The 15862-nt window shown below is 70.2% G+C and carries 20 protein-coding genes; 8 read left to right on the top strand and 12 right to left on the bottom strand.

Translation table 11 applies throughout. From position 1 onward, the window contains the following. Positions 1–47: 47 nt before the first annotated feature. Positions 48–803, top strand: a complete 756-nt coding sequence (locus tag NO345_RS09760; protein WP_256298727.1) for a creatininase family protein — start codon at positions 48–50, stop codon at positions 801–803. Next, positions 800–1969, top strand: coding sequence for an NAD(P)/FAD-dependent oxidoreductase (locus NO345_RS09755; RefSeq protein WP_256298725.1), 1170 nt, complete (start codon positions 800–802; stop codon positions 1967–1969). Before NO345_RS09760 ends, NO345_RS09755 begins: the two co-directional genes overlap by 4 nt. 24 nt (positions 1970–1993) lie before the next feature. Here NO345_RS09755 and NO345_RS09750 read toward each other — a convergent pair whose 3' ends face one another. From NO345_RS09750 to NO345_RS09740, 3 genes are read right to left on the bottom strand one after another with little or no spacing between them, the layout of a single operon-like run. Beyond that, positions 1994–2860 carry a hypothetical protein gene (locus NO345_RS09750; protein ID WP_256298723.1) on the bottom strand — a complete coding sequence of 289 codons (867 nt, stop codon included), beginning with the start codon at positions 2858–2860 and terminating at the stop codon, positions 1994–1996. Positions 2861–2919: 59 nt separating this feature from the next. Further along, positions 2920–3435: an Hsp20/alpha crystallin family protein gene (locus tag NO345_RS09745; protein WP_256298721.1), complete on the bottom strand. Its 516-nt coding sequence runs from the start codon at positions 3433–3435 to the stop codon at positions 2920–2922. Continuing rightward, on the bottom strand, positions 3432–3590 hold the full coding sequence (locus NO345_RS09740) for a DUF7559 family protein (protein ID WP_256298719.1): 159 nt from the start codon (positions 3588–3590) through the stop codon (positions 3432–3434). Before NO345_RS09740 ends, NO345_RS09745 begins: the two co-directional genes overlap by 4 nt. A gap of 118 nt (positions 3591–3708) precedes the next feature. On the opposite strand from NO345_RS09740, the gene NO345_RS09735 reads away from it, so the two are divergent. Further along, the gene (locus NO345_RS09735) at positions 3709–5430 is read left to right on the top strand and encodes a radical SAM protein (RefSeq protein WP_256298717.1); all 1722 of its coding nucleotides are present in this window, start codon (positions 3709–3711) and stop codon (positions 5428–5430) included. 111 nt (positions 5431–5541) lie between these two features. Next, positions 5542–5943: a TRAM domain-containing protein gene (locus tag NO345_RS09730; protein ID WP_256298715.1), complete on the top strand. Its 402-nt coding sequence runs from the start codon at positions 5542–5544 to the stop codon at positions 5941–5943. On the opposite strand, the gene NO345_RS09725 is transcribed toward NO345_RS09730, so the two are convergent. From NO345_RS09725 to NO345_RS09715, 3 genes are read right to left on the bottom strand one after another with little or no spacing between them, the layout of a single operon-like run. Next, a complete protein-coding gene (locus NO345_RS09725) occupies positions 5940–6602 on the bottom strand; it encodes a YkgJ family cysteine cluster protein (protein WP_256298713.1) in 663 nt (220 codons plus the stop codon). The genes NO345_RS09730 and NO345_RS09725 overlap by 4 nt on opposite strands. A gap of 39 nt (positions 6603–6641) precedes the next feature. Beyond that, positions 6642–7421, bottom strand: coding sequence for an MBL fold metallo-hydrolase (locus tag NO345_RS09720; RefSeq protein ID WP_368407862.1), 780 nt, complete (start codon positions 7419–7421; stop codon positions 6642–6644). 40 nt (positions 7422–7461) lie between these two features. Further along, entirely contained in the window at positions 7462–7743 is a 282-nt protein-coding gene (locus NO345_RS09715; protein WP_368407861.1) for a MarR family transcriptional regulator, read from the bottom strand. A gap of 135 nt (positions 7744–7878) precedes the next feature. Here NO345_RS09715 and NO345_RS09710 point away from each other — a divergent pair, with 135 nt between their 5' ends. Continuing rightward, positions 7879–8280, top strand: coding sequence for a PPOX class F420-dependent oxidoreductase (locus tag NO345_RS09710; RefSeq protein ID WP_256298711.1), 402 nt, complete (start codon positions 7879–7881; stop codon positions 8278–8280). A 47-nt stretch (positions 8281–8327) separates the two neighbouring features. Here the strand turns inward: NO345_RS09710 and NO345_RS09705 are convergent, their stop codons facing one another. After that, entirely contained in the window at positions 8328–8471 is a 144-nt protein-coding gene (locus NO345_RS09705) for a hypothetical protein (protein WP_256298709.1), read from the bottom strand. A gap of 92 nt (positions 8472–8563) precedes the next feature. Between NO345_RS09705 and NO345_RS09700 the strand changes: the two genes are divergently transcribed. Together NO345_RS09700 and NO345_RS09695 are read left to right on the top strand one after the other, a co-directional pair. Further along, complete coding sequence (locus NO345_RS09700; protein ID WP_256298707.1) at positions 8564–9271, top strand: class I SAM-dependent methyltransferase; 708 nt, start codon at positions 8564–8566, stop codon at positions 9269–9271. Positions 9272–9330: 59 nt separating this feature from the next. Continuing rightward, complete coding sequence (locus NO345_RS09695; RefSeq protein WP_256298705.1) at positions 9331–10248, top strand: glycosyltransferase family 2 protein; 918 nt, start codon at positions 9331–9333, stop codon at positions 10246–10248. 14 nt (positions 10249–10262) lie between these two features. On the opposite strand, the gene NO345_RS09690 is transcribed toward NO345_RS09695, so the two are convergent. Beyond that, positions 10263–11090 (bottom strand): amidohydrolase family protein, encoded by an 828-nt coding sequence (locus NO345_RS09690; protein WP_256298703.1) that lies wholly within the window; start codon positions 11088–11090, stop codon positions 10263–10265. Between the two features lie 346 nt (positions 11091–11436). Here NO345_RS09690 and thsA point away from each other — a divergent pair, with 346 nt between their 5' ends. Continuing rightward, positions 11437–12984, top strand: coding sequence for a thermosome subunit alpha (gene thsA / locus NO345_RS09685; protein ID WP_368407871.1), 1548 nt, complete (start codon positions 11437–11439; stop codon positions 12982–12984). A gap of 74 nt (positions 12985–13058) precedes the next feature. On the opposite strand, the gene NO345_RS09680 is transcribed toward thsA, so the two are convergent. The 4 genes from NO345_RS09680 to NO345_RS09665 form a co-directional block, all read right to left on the bottom strand. After that, positions 13059–13643 carry a TIGR02587 family membrane protein gene (locus NO345_RS09680; protein ID WP_256298699.1) on the bottom strand — a complete coding sequence of 195 codons (585 nt, stop codon included), beginning with the start codon at positions 13641–13643 and terminating at the stop codon, positions 13059–13061. A 49-nt stretch (positions 13644–13692) separates the two neighbouring features. After that, positions 13693–14322, bottom strand: coding sequence for a trimeric intracellular cation channel family protein (locus tag NO345_RS09675; RefSeq protein ID WP_256298697.1), 630 nt, complete (start codon positions 14320–14322; stop codon positions 13693–13695). After that, entirely contained in the window at positions 14316–15113 is a 798-nt protein-coding gene (locus NO345_RS09670; protein ID WP_256298695.1) for an SAM hydrolase/SAM-dependent halogenase family protein, read from the bottom strand. Before NO345_RS09670 ends, NO345_RS09675 begins: the two co-directional genes overlap by 7 nt. Positions 15114–15186: 73 nt before the next feature. Further along, entirely contained in the window at positions 15187–15705 is a 519-nt protein-coding gene (locus tag NO345_RS09665; RefSeq protein WP_256298693.1) for a nicotinamide-nucleotide adenylyltransferase, read from the bottom strand. Positions 15706–15862: the final 157 nt, after the last annotated feature.

Below are 15862 nucleotides of genomic sequence, written 5' to 3'. Positions count from 1 at the left end.
GGGCCGACGAGCGAAACGGTTTATGAACTGCGGTGGAACGGGGGCGTATGCGACTCGCACACCAGACGACGGCGAGCCTTGCCGACGCGGCCGAGGTCGCTGTCCTCCCCGTGGGAAGCGTCGAACAGCACGGCCCGGCCCTGCCGCTCGGCACGGACTTCCTGGCCGCCGAGGCGACCGCCGCCGCCGTCGCCGACCGCGACGACACGCTCGTCCTCCCCACGCTGCCGGTCGGCGTCAGCGAGCACCACCGCCAGTTCGACGGCACGCTCTGGACGCACCCCGGGACGTTCGAGGACTACGTGGCGGACACGCTCGCGAGCGTCGCCAGCCACGGCGTCCGCAAGGCCGTCGTCGTCAACGGCCACGGCGGGAACACCGACGCCATCACCCGCGCGGCCCGCCGCCTGCGTCGGGAGGAGGTCGCCTTCGCCGCACCGTGGGCCTGGTGGTCGAACCTCGACGGACTCGACGAGGCGCTGTTCGGCGAGGCGGGCATCGGCCACGCGGACGAGCTCGAGACGAGCATGGTCGCCCACGTCGCGCCCGACCTCGTTCACGAGGAACGGCTGGAGGAGGCCGAGGCGGGCGCGGCCGACTCGTGGGGGAAGTCCGTCCACGGCGCGACCGTCGGCTTCGACACCGCCGACTTCTCCGACTCCGGCGCGGTCGGACGGCCGACCCGTGGCTCGGCGGAGGCGGGTGAACGGTTGTTCGAGCAGGCCACGGACGAGCTCGACGCGCTCGTCGACTGGCTCGCCGAGCAGCCCTTCGAGGCGCTGCTGCCGGAGGCCCACCGATGAGCGCGCGGGTTCCAGCGGACGCGGAGCTCCCGACAGACGACGCGCCCGACACCGTCGCAGTCGTCGGTGGCGGTGCCCTCGGCGCGACGGCCGCCTACGACCTCGCGCGCCACGGCGTCGACGTGACGCTGTTCGAGGCCGGGGAGATCGCGGGCGGCAGCAGCGGCCGCGCGGCGGGCATCTGCTACGACGCCTTCGCGGAGGACGTCGACGCCCGGGTCGCGGGTCGCGCGATGGAGCGGTTCCGCGCGTTCGACGGGCGCGGCGACTTCACCTTCGACGAGACGCCGTACGTCTGGCTCGCCCGCGCAGGCGACGACCGCCGCGCCGACGCCATCCGCGAGCAGGTGCCCCGGATGCGCGCCAACGACCGCGACGTGGAGCTGCTCGACGCCGCCGACCTCGCCGAGGAGTTCCCGACACTCCGGCACGACGACGTGGCTGTCGCGGCCGTCGCTCGCGACGCCGGCGTGGTCGACCCGGCGACGTACCCGCCGCTGCTCGCGACACTGGCCGAAGCGGAGGGTGCGACGGTCCGGGCGGCGACGCCGGTTCGGGTGCGGAGCGACGGTCACGACGGGCCGTCCGTGGTCCACCGCGACGGCGAGCGGACGACGTTCGACGCTGTCCTCGTCGCCGCCGGCGCGCACACGAAGCGACTGCTCGCCGACGCCGGCATCTCCATCCCGATGAAGCCCTACCGCGTGCAGGCGCTGACCGCCGACTTCGACCGCGACGTGCCGACCTGCTACGACGCGACCGCCGGCGTCTACCTCCGACCACACCCCGACGGACTCCTCGTCGGCGACGGCACCGAGGAGCGCGAGGCCGACCCCGACGATTGGCGGCGCGCGGCCGACGACTGGTTCGTCGACGGCGCGGTCGCGGCGGTCGCCGAGCGTACCGGCACGGAGCCGTCCGTCGAGCGCGCCTGGGCCGGCCTCTGCACCGCGACGCCCGACCGCGACCCGCTGCTCGGCGAGCTCGCGGACGGGCTCTCCGTCGCGACCGGCTTCCAGGGCCACGGCTTCATGCGCGCGCCGGCGCTGGGCGAGGCGGTCGCTGCGGAGATACTCGGTGGCGAGGGCATCGCGCGGTTCGACCCGACCCGGTTCGACGGCGACGAGGCGTTCGAGGTCGTCGAGGGGATGGTCGTCGAGGAGTGAGTCGGCTCGACCTGCGTCCAGGGCTCACCGCAGTCCGAAGTTCGACAGTGGGTCGACGCCGAAGGGGGCCTGCCCGGTTGCGAACTCGAGGTCGAGCAGCACGCGCCCGTCGTCGTACTCGACGGACGCCGAGCGGAGGCGGTCGACCGAGGACCGGACCTGTTCGATGTATGATTCGAGCTCCTCGCCGCGAGCCTCGCCGACGCCGGGGACACGGAGCGCCCGGGCGTTCGTCGTCCCGCCGTCGATGCGGTAGGCGTGACCGTGCAAGGTCGGCGTCCCCGATTCGTCGGAGCTGAGCCGGAACCCCGCGTTCGCACCGACGCCGACGGTGTCGAAGAAGTCGGCGAGGCGGTCGTCGTCGCTGGCGAACGAGCGCGACCCCGTCACGTACGACTCGGCGTCGGCGCGCGGGAGGCCGCGGACGAACACGAGCTCGCCGTCCGCGACGACCGCGAAGGCGTCGGTGCCGTCGCCGTAGAGCGGACGGTCGTCGACGCTGCCGAGGCGCTCGAACCCGCTCGTGAGGCTCTCCCGGACCGTCGCGGCGTCGAACGAGCCCTGCGAGACGAGCACGTACGGGAGCCCGCCGGAGGCGCTCGCGCCGCCGAGCTCGACCGTGAACTCGACGTCCTCGGGCGCGGCGGCGTGGTAGCGCTGGACCCGGTTCGCGCTCTCGCCGAGCGAGTCGCGGCTGGCCGCGAACGTCGCGGGCTCCCAGTAGCCGACGACGTAGTCCGTCACGTCCGACCGGTAGCTCGCGGGGTCGTAGAGCCACGGGCCGAGGCTCCCCTCACGGTCGGTATCCCACGAGCCGCCGCCCGGACCACCGAAGCAGCCGGCGAGCGAGACGACGCCACCGACGAGCGCTGTGCCGGCCGCTCGTCGCATCGCGGTCCGTCTCGTCTGCAGAAACGACCGACCACCGGGAACGCCGTCGCCGGCGGCGGTCACGACTCGTCGGCGGCAGCGTCGGCGCTCGCGTCGGCGTCCGCACTCGCGTCGTCGGTCTCGTCGTCACCGTCGCCCACCTCGGCGATGGTCACGGTGTCGGTGTCGCCACCGCCGCCGTCTCCCTCGTCCTCCTCGGTGACCGCCTTCGGGACCTCGACCTCCAGCGTGCCGTTCTTTCGGAGGGTCGCGGTGGCGGACTCGGGGTCGACCAGCGCGTCGGCCGGGAGCCGGACCCGGCCGTCGAGCGCCATGCCGCGGCCGGGGATTCGCATGTCGAAGCCCTCGTGGAACTCCCGGAAGCGGTCGATGCGGACCTTCACCGCGCCGTCGTCGTAGCGGACCTGCACGTCGGCGTGGGTCGCCCCCGGCGCGTCGAAGACGGCGAGGTAGGCGTCGTCGCTCTCCAGCAGGTCCGTCGGCAGCGGCCGGTTCTCCTGCACCTGCGAGGACGCGCGGCCAATCTGTCGCAGGACGCCGTTGCTGACCGACCGGCCGAACTCGCGGATCGTCATAGCTCGATCTCCTCCAGCCCGGCCGTGGTCCCGCAGTACGGGCAGGCGAAGTCCTCGACGGTCACGTCGTCCGGCATGTCGTAGGTGTAGTGCAGCTCGAACATGTCGAGCTCGCAGTCCGTCTCCGTACACCGTACTTCCATCGTCGCGGGCATACCCGATGCTTGGGGCGTCACGGGAAAACAGTTTTCGGAGGGCGGAACCCCTGCCACCATCGAGCGTCGCCGACCGCGTGTAGTCAACTTCTTCCCCGTCGAGACGCAACCACGCCCTATGACAGACCCCGCCGAGCTCGACGTGACCATCGTCGACGGCTACGTCGACGAGCCGGCGCACTTCGGGGTGCCGCCGTACATCTCGACGTACCCCCGGTACACCGCCGGGGCGCTGGTCGACGCCGGGGTCCCCGCGGAGCGCATCACCTACCACACCATCGACGAGCTGCGCGACGACCGGATGCTGTGGGCGGACGTGGCCGACGCCGACCTCGTCTGCTACCTGGGCGGGATGACCGTCCCCGGGAAGTACGTCGGCGGGAAGCCCGCCGAACCCGACGAGGTGCGCGAGATCGCCTGGACCGCCGACGGGACGACGCTGATGGGCGGCCCCGTCAAGTTCGGCGTCGGCGACGAGAACGCCGGGGCGACCGAGACCGAGCGCGACGACCTCGACTACGACTTCGTGGCGAAGGGCGACGTGGAGGCCGCCGCGTACGACCTCGTCGAGTCCGGGCTGGAGGGGTTCAACAACCGGATGCGCGACAACCGCGAGATCGACCGCTGGGCGGCGAAGGGCGCGTTCGTCGTCGAACAGCACCCGAACCACCCCGAGTACCTCATCTGCGAGATGGAGACCTCGCGGGGCTGTCCGTACCGGTGCTCGTTCTGCACCGAGCCCCTCTATGGCGACCCGTCGTTCCGGTCGCCCGACTCGGTCGTGAGCGAGGTCGGGGAGCTGTACGACCGCGGCGCGCGGCACTTCCGGCTCGGTCGGCAGGCCGACATCCTCGCCTACGGCGGCGACGGCGAGAAGCCCAATCCCGACGCGCTCCGGGAGCTGTACGGCGGTATCCACGAGGTCGCACCCGACCTCGGGACGCTCCACCTCGACAACATGAACCCCATCACGGTCGTCGAGTGGCCCGAACTCTCGCGGGAGGGCATCCGCGTCATCGCGAAGCACAACACGCCGGGCGACACGGCGGCGTTCGGGCTGGAGTCCGCGGACCCCGTCGTGCAGGAGGCGAACAACCTGAACGTCACCGCGGAGGAGTGCTTCGAGGCCGTCAAGATAGTCAACGAGGAGGGTGGCTGGCGACCCGGCGACGAGCCCGGTACAGGGCCGTCGACCGGCCCCGACGCACCGCGACGCCTCCCCAAGCTCCTCCCCGGAATCAACCTCCTGCACGGGCTGAAGGACGAGCGCGAGGAGACCTACGAGCTGAACCGGCAGTTCCTCCAGCGCGTCTACGACGCGGGGCTGATGCTCCGCCGGGTGAACATCCGGCAGGTGATGACGTTCGCGGGGACGGAGATGAACAGCGAGGGCGCACACATCGCCCACGACCACAAGTCGCTGTTCAAGCGGTACAAGACGCAGGTGCGCGAGGAGATAGACAACCCGATGCTGCAGCGCCTCGCGCCGCCGGGCACCGTGCTCCCGGACGTCCACCTGGAGTACCACGAGGACGGCACGACGTTCGGGCGGCAGCTCGGTACCTACCCCCTGCTCGTCGGGCTGCCGGGCGAGCGCGAACTCGGACTGACCATCGACGTGGCCGTCGTGGACCACGGCTACCGCTCGGTGACGGGCGTGCCGTACCCGCTCGACTTCAACGAGGCGTCGCTGAAGGAGCTCACCGCCATCCCCGGCATCGGGAAGGGGACGGCGGGCGACATCGTCGTCAACCGGCCGTACACCGCTCCCGAGGAGGTGTCCGCCGACGTCGACCTGCGGAAGTACGCGGGCAGTTCGTCGGGCTCCGGCGCTGACTGAGACCGGGTCACCGACGCCGACGCCCGTCGAGTCCGGTGCTTGCCGTTTGATTCCGGACGGCAACGGTAATTCTAATACCCACCCGTACCAGTACTCTGGTGGAGGTTCACTGTGGAGATATCTGATAAGCTACTGTGTCTGTTCAGTGCGGAGGTCGAGGTCGAGGACGGTTCCTACGTCGTCGAAGTACCGCGCCAGGAGGTGGACACCGGGTCGGTGGAACCCGGCGAGACGTACCGAGTCGCACTCATCGAGCGGGAACGTGAGGAGACCACACAGGGGACCGAGAGCCACGATACGGCTCCCTCGGAGCCCCAGCCGCCGGTCGAGATCGGCGAGACGCGCTACGTCGAGATCGAGGACATCGGCAAGCAGGGCGACGGCATCGCCCGCGTCGAGCGCGGCTACGTCATCATCGTCCCGGGTGCAGAGGTCGGTGAGCGCGTGAAGATCGAGGTCACCGAGGTCAAGTCGAACTTCGCGGTCGGCGAGATCATCGAGGACACCTTCTAGCGCTCGTAGGCCGACCCGTCCGGCCGTTTCGCGCCCTCGCTGTCGTGGACGACGACGGCACCCGGCTCGGGACGGGCGGGCTCGTATGCGTCCCTGACCCCGATAGCTTCTTCCAGCTCTCGAACCGCTCGTTCCTTGAGCGTCGCCGCCAGTTCTTCGGCGTCCTCGCGCGAGATGTCCCGTCCGAGCCCCTCGCACTCGTGGGCGCGGACCAGCCCCTCCTCGTCGACGGCCTCGCCCATCGGCTGGCTGGTGCCGGCGAGCGCGACGCTGAACGGGTACGTCCGGCAGACGAGCGGGCGGTCGTCGTGGACGGTACACGCGCCGACGCCGTCGTCGTCCTCGGCGTAGAAGGTGCAGTCGCCACAGGAGTCGGTCTGGAGCGCCCACTCGAACGTCTCGCCCCCGACGCCCCCGTCGTCGGTCTCGTCGAGCCCGTACGGCATCGGGCGGGCCACGTCGCGGAAGTCGTAGTCGGTGGCGGCCTGCAGGTCGCGGACCTCGTCCGGGAAGACGGTCGCAGTGTGCGGATCGTCGTCCTCGGCGGTGCAGCAGGCCCCACAGCGCGTGCACTCGAAGCCGATGGTCTCGATGGCGTCGGCGAGGTCGGCGACGGCCAGTTCGCGGGCGCGGTCGAGTTCGGCTTCGAGTGACTCCATCCAGTGGTAGCTCCGTGACTGGTGGGCAAAAGGCTGGCGTCAGTCGTCGGCAGGGGCGACCTCACGGCCGTCCCAGCGGATTCGCCCCTCGACCGCGAGCTTCCGGAGGTGGGACTCCACGGTCCGGAGCGCGAGGTCGCGGACGCCGGCGAGGTCCTTGTCGTAGGCGGCGTCGAGTACCTCGCCGAGGCGGGTCGCGCCGTTCTCGACGGCGGCGAGCACGCGTTCCTCCCGGTCGAGGCGGTGGTGGATGAGCCGCGCGCAGGTCGCACGCGGGTCGTCGACAGTGGGGCCGTGGCCCGGAAAGAGTCGGTCCGGGTCGCGGGCGTACACACGACGGAGGCTCGCGAGGTACGCCCGGAGGTCGCCATCGGGTCGCCCGACGACGACGCTGCCCGCGGCGACGGCGAGGTCGCCACAGACGATGCCGGCGTCGGTCTCGAAGGCGAGATGGTCCGGCGCGTGTCCGGGCGTCTCGACGGCGGTCACGTCGGTCTCCGGCAGCACGTCCCCATCCCGGAGCGTCCCGTCGGGCGTGGCCCCGGTCGCGTCGGCGAACCGGTCGGTGCGGCCGTATCGTGCCCATACCGTCGCGTCCGACTCGGCGGCGTACTCGGCCACTGCGCCGACGTGGTCGCGGTGGGTGTGCGTGACGACGACGTGGCCGACCGAGCGTTCCGCGACGGCGGCGTCGAGCTCGTCGCTCCGGCCGGCGGGGTCGACGAGGACCGCGGGGTCGTCACCGACGAGGTACGTGTTCGTCCGTCCCGACGGGGCGCGTGTCGAAACCCCGACCGGGACGGTGGTGATGTCGTTCACGTGGTGGCTGGTCGGGCGCGAACGAGAAAAGCGGTCGGCCTCAGCAGTTCAGGAAGTAGACCTGCTTCCGGGCGTCCTGGAAGCTGTAGCGGGAGCTGACGAGCCCGGCCTCCTCGAGGCGGTTGAGCGCGTACCGGACCGTACGGTCGGGGAGCAGGGACTCCTCGGCGAGCTGCCCCTGCGAGAGCGGAGCCTCCGTCTCCAGTACCTTGGAGACGAGCTTCGCGCTCGGGGGGAGCTCGCGGAGGCGCTCCCGGTACTCCGCATCGGAGAGGAGTTCTTCGGCATCGTCTGCACGGTCGTCGGCGGTGCTCATGCTCATACACACCGAAAGCGGGAACCAGGTGTTAAGGGTTGGCTATAGGTAGGTGGGTATTGTTGAGATAATATTAAGTGATAATATGCCACGGTAGTCGGGGACACGGTAGCTTTTGCGGCGGCGGTGCGAACGGCTGGTATGGCCGAGATCCCGTCCTCCCACCGCGACCTGTTCGAGAAGAAGACGTTCGCGCACTTCGCGACGCTGATGCCGGACGGTACCCCACAGGTGACGCCGGTCTGGGTCGACTACGACCCGGAGGCGAACCACGTGCTGGTGAACACGGCCCGCGGCCGGCGGAAGGAGCGCAACGTGAGCCGGGACGCACAGGTCGGCATCGAGATGAGCGACCCCGGGGACCCGTACCGGTACCTCTCGGTGCAGGGCGAGGTCGAGTCGGTGTCGGCCGAGGGGGCGGACGCACACGCCGACGAGCTCGCGGGCCGGTACATGGACCTCGACGAGTACCCGAATCACGGCGAGGAGATGGGCGAACGGGTCGTCATCCGCATCCGGCCGGAGCGGGTCGTCGCGAACTGAGCTGGACAGGCGAGCTGCGCCGGCCGGGTCGTCGGCCGTCCCGGCGCTCACCGCGAGCGCAGGCTCGGGTCGCGGTACCGGCCGAGGACGCAGTTGCAGTCCGGGCAGTGGACGACGACTCGCGTCTCGTGCTCGTGTCTGACGAGGTCCTCGACGGCGGCGGTCCGCCCGCAGTGCGCGCAGGTAGGCATGGCATGTGGTACGTTCACAATACGCAAAACAGTTGTGTCGCCGGACGACTCCAATACCGTTTTATCCCACCGAGGAAGTAGCAACGGACAGTGTGAAGGGCCAGGAGTGGTACCAGACCGCCGAGGTCGCCGAGGAGTACGAGGAGAAGCGCTTCTCCGGCGGCGGTCGACTCATCGACCGTCGCGAGAAGCGCGCCGTCCTCGAAGCCATCGGCCCGGTCGACGGGAAGGACGTGCTCGAGATCGCCTGCGGGACCGGCCGGTTCACGGTGATGCTGGCCGAACGCGGGGCCGACATCGTCGGCCTCGACATCTCCGCCGAGATGCTACAACAGGGCCGGAAGAAGGCCCAGGCCGCCGGGGTCGCCGACCACCTGGAGTTCATGCGTGGCGACGCCGCGCGCCTCCCCTTCCCGGACGACCACTTCGACACCGTGATGGCGATGCGCTTCTTCCACCTCGCCGACACCCCCGCATCGTTCCTCGCCGAGATGCAGCGCGTCTCGAAGGACCAGGTGTTCTTCGACACGTTCAACCGCTTCTCGACGCGGAGTATCTACAACTGGGCGCTACCGATGGGGTCGCGGCTCTACTCCCGTGGCGAGGTCGAGTCCCTGCTGGACAGCGCGGGACTCCGGCTCGCACAGGACGACCACGACTTCGTGCTCCCGTACGGCTTCTACCGGCAGATCCCCGGTAGCGTCGCGCGGACGTTCCGTTCCGTCGACACGAGTATCCTCGGGGCACCGGGGCTCGAACGCCTCGCATCCGTTTCGTACTGGACCGCGACGGTAGAATGAAAGACAGATTGGCGGACCGTCATACCTGTTTTTAACTGTCGCAACGGTATGGGTCGAACATGGACCTCTCGGTGGTCGTTCCGACCCTGAACGGTCGGGACCGACTCCACAGCTCGCTCGACGCGCTCTCGAGCGTCGCCCCGTCGGCCGAGGTCGTCGTCGTCAACGGCCCCTCCTCCGACGGGACGACCGGGATGGTCAGGGCTCGGGACGACGTCGACACGCTGGTCGAGATCAGCGAGCGCAACGTCAACGTCGCCCGGAACGCCGGCTTCGAGGTCGCGACCGGTGACGTCGTCGCGTTCGTCAGCTACGACCTCGCCGTCGAGGAGTCCTGGCACGACGCGCTCGTCGCGGCGTTCGACGAGGGGGCCGACGTCGTCACCGGCCCGACCCATCGGACCGTCCCCGCCGGCATGACCACCGAGACCGAGGAGCGCCGCACCATCGCCGGCCGGCCAGTCGCGTACTTCAACGGCGACAACGTCGCGCTCCGGCGGGGTGCACTCACCGCACTCGACGGCTTCGACGAGTACCTGCAGACCGGCGGTGCCCGCGACGCCGCCCACCGGATCGCCGTCATGCGCTACGACGTGGACTGGTGCGGCGACATGTGCGTCCGCGGCGAGTACGAGACAGACGGCGGTCGCGAACCCGAGGACTGGGAGTGGAAGTACCGGGCGCTCGCCTACCGCATGGTGAAGAACTACGGCGTCCGCCCGACGGTGGCGCGTCGGACCCTCGCCGACGCACTCGGCGACGGAGTCGCCTCCCTCCGCGACGTGCTGACCGGGAACCGACCGCCCTCCGAGTGGCTCGGGAGCGGTCGTGCCGTCACGAAGGGCCTCGTCGTCGGCGCGAAGGACGGCCTCGCAGCACGGAAGGCCGACCGGTCGCCCCGCAGAAATCCGAACGGCGTCTCCACGCGCGCGGACCGCGCCGTCTGTCGGTACGACATCGCCGAGACGGCCGACTGACGACGACTCCCGCCTCAGTCCATCGCCTCCGGCGCGAGCCCGTCGACCACCCGGACCGCGTTCTTCGAGAAGGCCCGGCGCATCTTGTCCTCCGAGACGTCGAGTGTCAGCAGCTCCATCACGCCCACGTTCGGGTGGACCGCCGGCGCACCCGAGCCGAACAGGACCCGGTCGGGATGCTCCAGCAACGCCCGCTCCATCGGCTCGCGGAACCGCACGAAGCTCGTGTCGACGTACACGTCGTCGTGGCCGTCGAGCAGCTCGATGGTGCGCTCTATCGCCTCCCGGTCCAGCGGGTAGCCACCGAAGTGCGCGAGGACGACCGGGAAGCCGCGCCCGAGCAGGGTCCGTTCGACCGCGGCCGGCGGGAACTCGCTGCCGGCGCGAACCAGCACCGGCAGGCCGACCTCGCCGAGCACGTCGACGACCGCCCCGTCCGGGAGCCCGTCGTGCAACGGGTCGACGACGAACCCGTGGAACCGGTCGTCGTAGGCGTACTGCTCCACGTCCTCGGGCCCGGCGTGGTACTCCTTGCGTGACGCCGCCAGGTTCCGCAGCCGGCTCGACGCGCCCGCCCCCGGGTCCCGCGGCCCCGCCAGCCGCGCGAACGCCAGGAACGGCCGGTCGACGCTGTGCCGTGCCACCGCGTTGTTCGCGGTCAGGTACGACCCCTCGTCCGGCCGTGGCTCCGGGAACGTCACCGCGCGCACGACACCCGCCTGGCGCATCTCGCGCTCGACGGTCTCCGGCGTCGTGGTGTGTGTCCCGGTCGAACCGTACTCGTCTGTCGGCAGCTGGACGTGGACATCGACCACGCGGAAGCGGTGCTCCAGCTCCAGCATCTACCCACCGTTGCAGGGCCTCGTATTTCTTGATACCGGTCCGATTGGGAACCTCTCGCATGGCCCTGCCGGTGGGGCACGGCTACGACCAGCTCGACCGTCGTGGGAACCGTCTGGACCACGAACAGCCAGAACGCTCCCCATTGACGAGAACAGATGGAGACGGGAACAGCCAGAGTACTCCCCGACCCGAGATCGGGTACGTGTTCTGGTAGCTTCGTGCTAATCGCAAGCAAGCGAGGCCACCGACACAAAAATATTATATAGAAGAAGAAACAATCTAGTGGCGAGGTTTCAGAGCATGTCATCAGCAGAATTCGCACAGCGAGGCATGGGCAACCGACCGATGTTCATCCTGGCCGAGGACTCACAGCGCACACACGGCCGGGACGCCCAGTCCTCGAACATCACCGCCGGCAAGGCGGTCGCCGAGGCCGTACGGACCACGCTCGGACCCCGCGGCATGGACAAGATGCTCGTCGACTCGACGGGCGACGTGGTCATCACGAACGACGGCGCGACCATCCTGACCGAGATGGACATCGAGCACCCGGCGGCGCAGATGCTCGTCGAGGTCGCCGAGACCCAGGAGGAGGCCGTCGGCGACGGCACCACGACCGCGGCTGTCCTCGCGGGCCGACTCCTCGCCCAGGCGGAGGACCTGCTGGAGAACGACGTACACCCGACCACCATCGTCGAGGGCTACCACGAGGCCGTGCGCATCGCCCTCGAGGCCATCGACGAGCAGGTGCTCGACGCGGCGGTCGACGACGACACGCTCCGCAAGGTCGCCGAGTCCAGCATGACCGGCAAGGGGACCGGCGGCCTCACCGCCGACCAGCTCGCCGAGACCGTCGTCTCCGCGATCCGCCACGTCGAGGACGACGACGGCCACGTCAACCGCGACGACGTCCGCGTGTTCACGAAGGTCGGCGCGTCCTCGAACGCGACCGAGCTCGTCGAGGGCATCATCGTCGACGAGGAGCCCGTCCACGACGAGATGCCCAAGCACGTCACCGACGCCTCGGTGCTCGTGCTCGACGTCGAACTCGATGTCCGCACCGCCGACATCGACGCCGAGTACCAGGTCACGTCCGTCGACCAGCTCACCGCCGCGATGGACGCCGAGGAGGCCGAGCTCCGCAAGTACGCGAAGACCATCGCCGACGCCGACGTCGACGTCGTCTTCGCGACCGACGACATCGACGGCCGGGTGGCGTCCTTCCTCGCCGAGGAGGGCGTGCTGGCCTTCGAAGGCCTCTCGAACAGCGACGCACGCGCCATCGCCACCGCGACCGGCGCACGCCGCGTCGGCGCACTGGACGACCTCGAGTCAAACGACTTCGGCCACGTCGACGCCATCGACGTCGAGCACGTCGGCGACGAACAGCTCACCTTCGTCGAGGGCGGCGCGGCCGCCAGCTCCGTAACGGTCTTCGTCCGCGGCGGCACCGAGCACGTCGTCGACGAGCTGGAGCGCGCGCTCGAAGATGCTCTCGACGTTGTCAGCGTCGCCGTCGAGTCCGGCGAGGTCCTACCCGGCGCTGGAGCGTCCGAACTCGCCATCGCCGCCGCGGTGCGGGACGCCGCCTCCGGCATCGAGGGGCGCAAGCAGCTCGCCGTCGAGGCGTTCGCCGACGCGGTCGACGTCATCCCGCGCACGCTCGCCGAGAACACCGGGATGGACCCCATCGACGCGCTCGTCTCGCTGCGCGCCCGCCGCGAGGACGGTGACGTCGTCGGTCTCATCAGCGAGGGCGAGACCGGCCGCGTGGACGACCCGCTCGCCTACGGCATCCTCGACCCCGCCGACGTGAAGCGCGAGGCCGTCGAGTCCGCCACCGAGGCCGCGACGATGATCCTGCGCATCGACGACGTCATCGCCGCGAACTGAGCGACCGACCGCCATTTTCGAGCACGTAGCCCCGTGGACTCGACGGGCATGACGAGGGTCCGTCGTGGCCACCCTCAGGGTTCGGAGACGACGTCCCCCAGGGCCGCGCCGACGGCCATCACGACGGCGGTGAGTCCCGTCGCGCTCGTCGCAATCCAGGGCGTCGCCCAGTCCACGCGTCCCCAGGCTGTCATCAGGACGACGGACGTCACCGTCGCGATGCCGAGCACCCCGAGCAGCCGGACGGGGACGACCCCGAACAGCCTGTCCGCCTCGACGTCCTCGAATCCCGCCGCGTGGAGGATGCCGAGAACCAGTGCGACACCGACGAGGAGCGTCATGCCGAGCACCTGCAGCCGCGTCGAGAGGTGTTCGGCGATCTCGAGGGTGCCACCCTCGACGATCATCGGGATGCCGAAGACGAAGCTCCCGACGAGCGCCTCGCCCGCGTCCTGCAGACCGAACGAGGAGCGGAACCGACCGAACACCCGTGGCTGACGCGCACGGCGGAGCGTCCGCATCGTCTGCCTGACCTTCTCGCGTTCCACCTCCGTGTCGACGATATCCTCCAGTTCCTCCAGCTCCTCGAACACCGTCTCCATCTCGACGGTTGCCTCCTCGCCGCCGGTCCGGACGGTCCCCCCGTCGGTCGTACTCATACCAGCGACGAGACCGTGGTGGTAGATAAATCCGGGTTCGGGAACCCGGTCACGCGACCGTCGGCAGCGACCAGCCCCGGCGCATCCCCATCAGCCGGAGCCCGAGCGCGACGGCGACGCAGGCGACGGTCGGCACCGGGGATGCGACGTCCGCGGTCCAGAGCAGCCAGAAGACGGCCCCACCGGCGATGGCACACGTCGCGTAGAAGTCCTCGTGGAGGACGAACGGTACCTCCTGTGCGAGCACGTCCCGGATGGCACCGCCGCCGACCCCGGTCAGCGTCGCACAGACGACGACGCCGAACGGCGAGAGGCCGGCCTCGACGCCGACGATGGCCCCGGTGGCGGTGAACGCCGCCAGCCCGATGGCGTCCGGGATCGTCAGCAGCGGTGAGTCCGCGATGCTGCCCCGTTCGGCCCTGACGAGCGCGATGGCGAGCGCGACGCCCGCGAGCGCGAGCAGCACGTCCGTCTCGGCGGTCAGGGCCGACGGGACGCGCCCGACGAGCAGGTCGCGGGTGATGCCGCCGCCGAGCGCCGTCACGACGCCGAGGACGGTCACGCCGAGGTAGTCGAGGTCGGCGTCGACGCCCTTCGACGCGCCGGCGACGCCGAACGCGACCGTGCCGATGGCGTTCATCGCCGCGAAGGGGGTCAGCGCAGCGAGGGCGTTCAGCATCGCTCGATGGTCACCTCATCGCCCGGTGCCAGCCCGAACGCCTCGTCGCCGCGGCCCCGGTTCACGTCGCACTCGACGTTGCCGTGACTGCCGACCGTGACCAGCTGCTCGCCCTCGGGCACCGCCGCGAACGTCTCGCCGGCGGGAACGCGCTCGCCGTTCACCGTCACGGCGTCCGTGTCCGCGAGGAAGCCGCCCGGCACGTTCGTCACCGCGTTGCCGAAGTCGTCGACGACCAGCACCTCACCGACGGCACGGTCGCCATCGACGGACGCCGGCGGGAGCGTGCAGTCCACGAGGTCGGCCACGTCGGTCGCCTCGACGCCCTCCATGCCGCCGACGGCGGCGACGCCGACCTCGTGGACGCGCGCTGCGGCAGGTGCGAACACGTCCCGGCCGTGGAACGTGCTGGAGGCCGCGCTCTCGTCGTCGACGATGTACGCCGCGACCGTCTGGTGGGTCGCGTCGGCGAGCGGCTCACCCGGGTCGAGGCCGGCCAGCGCCCGCGCCACGGGAATGACGACCCCGTTGTCCGGCGCGACGAGCGCGTGCCGGCCCACCCGGACGACGACGGCGTCCCGGTCGGTGCCGACGCCCGGGTCGACGACGACGCAGTGGACCGCCGGCGGGAAGTAGGGCAGCGTCTCGCGCAGCCAGAACGCCGTCGCCCGCACGTCGTGCCGGGGGAACTCGTGGCTCACGTCGACCAGCCGCGCGTCGCAGCGGTCGAGGATGACGCCGCGCATCGCCGCGGGGTACGGCGAGCCGAAATCCGACGAGAGCGTTATCATGGGTGGGTACTGCCGGACGCGGGAGAATAACTGTGGTGGTGTCTGCGCCGTCGGCCCGACGCCCGACCGGGACTCACGCCCCGTTCGTGTCCGTATCGGCGACCATCTGGATGCGCTCGACGCCGTCGATCTCGCGGACGACCTCGGCGCAGGCGTCGGGAACCAGCGACTCCCAGTCACCACCCTCGACCATGCGCTCGCGGACCTCCGAGCCCTCCAGCACCTCGCGGTTGAACATCGGCGACTGCCGGACCTCGATGCCGGCCTCCTCGAACAGCCGGATGACGAGCGGGTTGTTCGAGTACGCCACGTCGAAGGTGGGGCACATGCTCTGGACGTGGCTCACCCAGACGGAGTTGCGGTCGAGGTCCTCGATGGGGACGGCGTAGGTGACGAGGTCGGAGTCGACGAGCGACTTCGTGAGCATCATGATGCGCTCGCCGGCGGTGAAGGGGTCGTGCTCGGAGTGGGAGTCGCCCGCGCTCCCGATACCGAGGACGAGTTCGTCGACCTCCTCCGCGATGGTCTCGACCATGCTGTGGTGGCCGTTGTGGTACGGCTGGAACCGGCCGATGTAGAATCCCCGCGTCATGGCGAACCCGTCGGCCCGTTCGTTTATAAGGATGGCGAGACGCCCGCATCGGCGTATCCGGGCGCTCCAGCACCTGAGTCTGCCGTTTTCGGTCGTGCGCCGGCGGCTTCAGAAGGGAGAAAGTATATCAGTACAAAACACCAGAATTCAGGTAGCA

Source organism: Haloarchaeobius salinus, assembly GCF_024464185.1.
GTDB lineage: Archaea > Halobacteriota > Halobacteria > Halobacteriales > Natrialbaceae > Haloarchaeobius > Haloarchaeobius salinus.
Note: the sequence above shows the minus strand (reverse complement) of the source record. Positions and strands in the feature narration are given on the sequence as shown.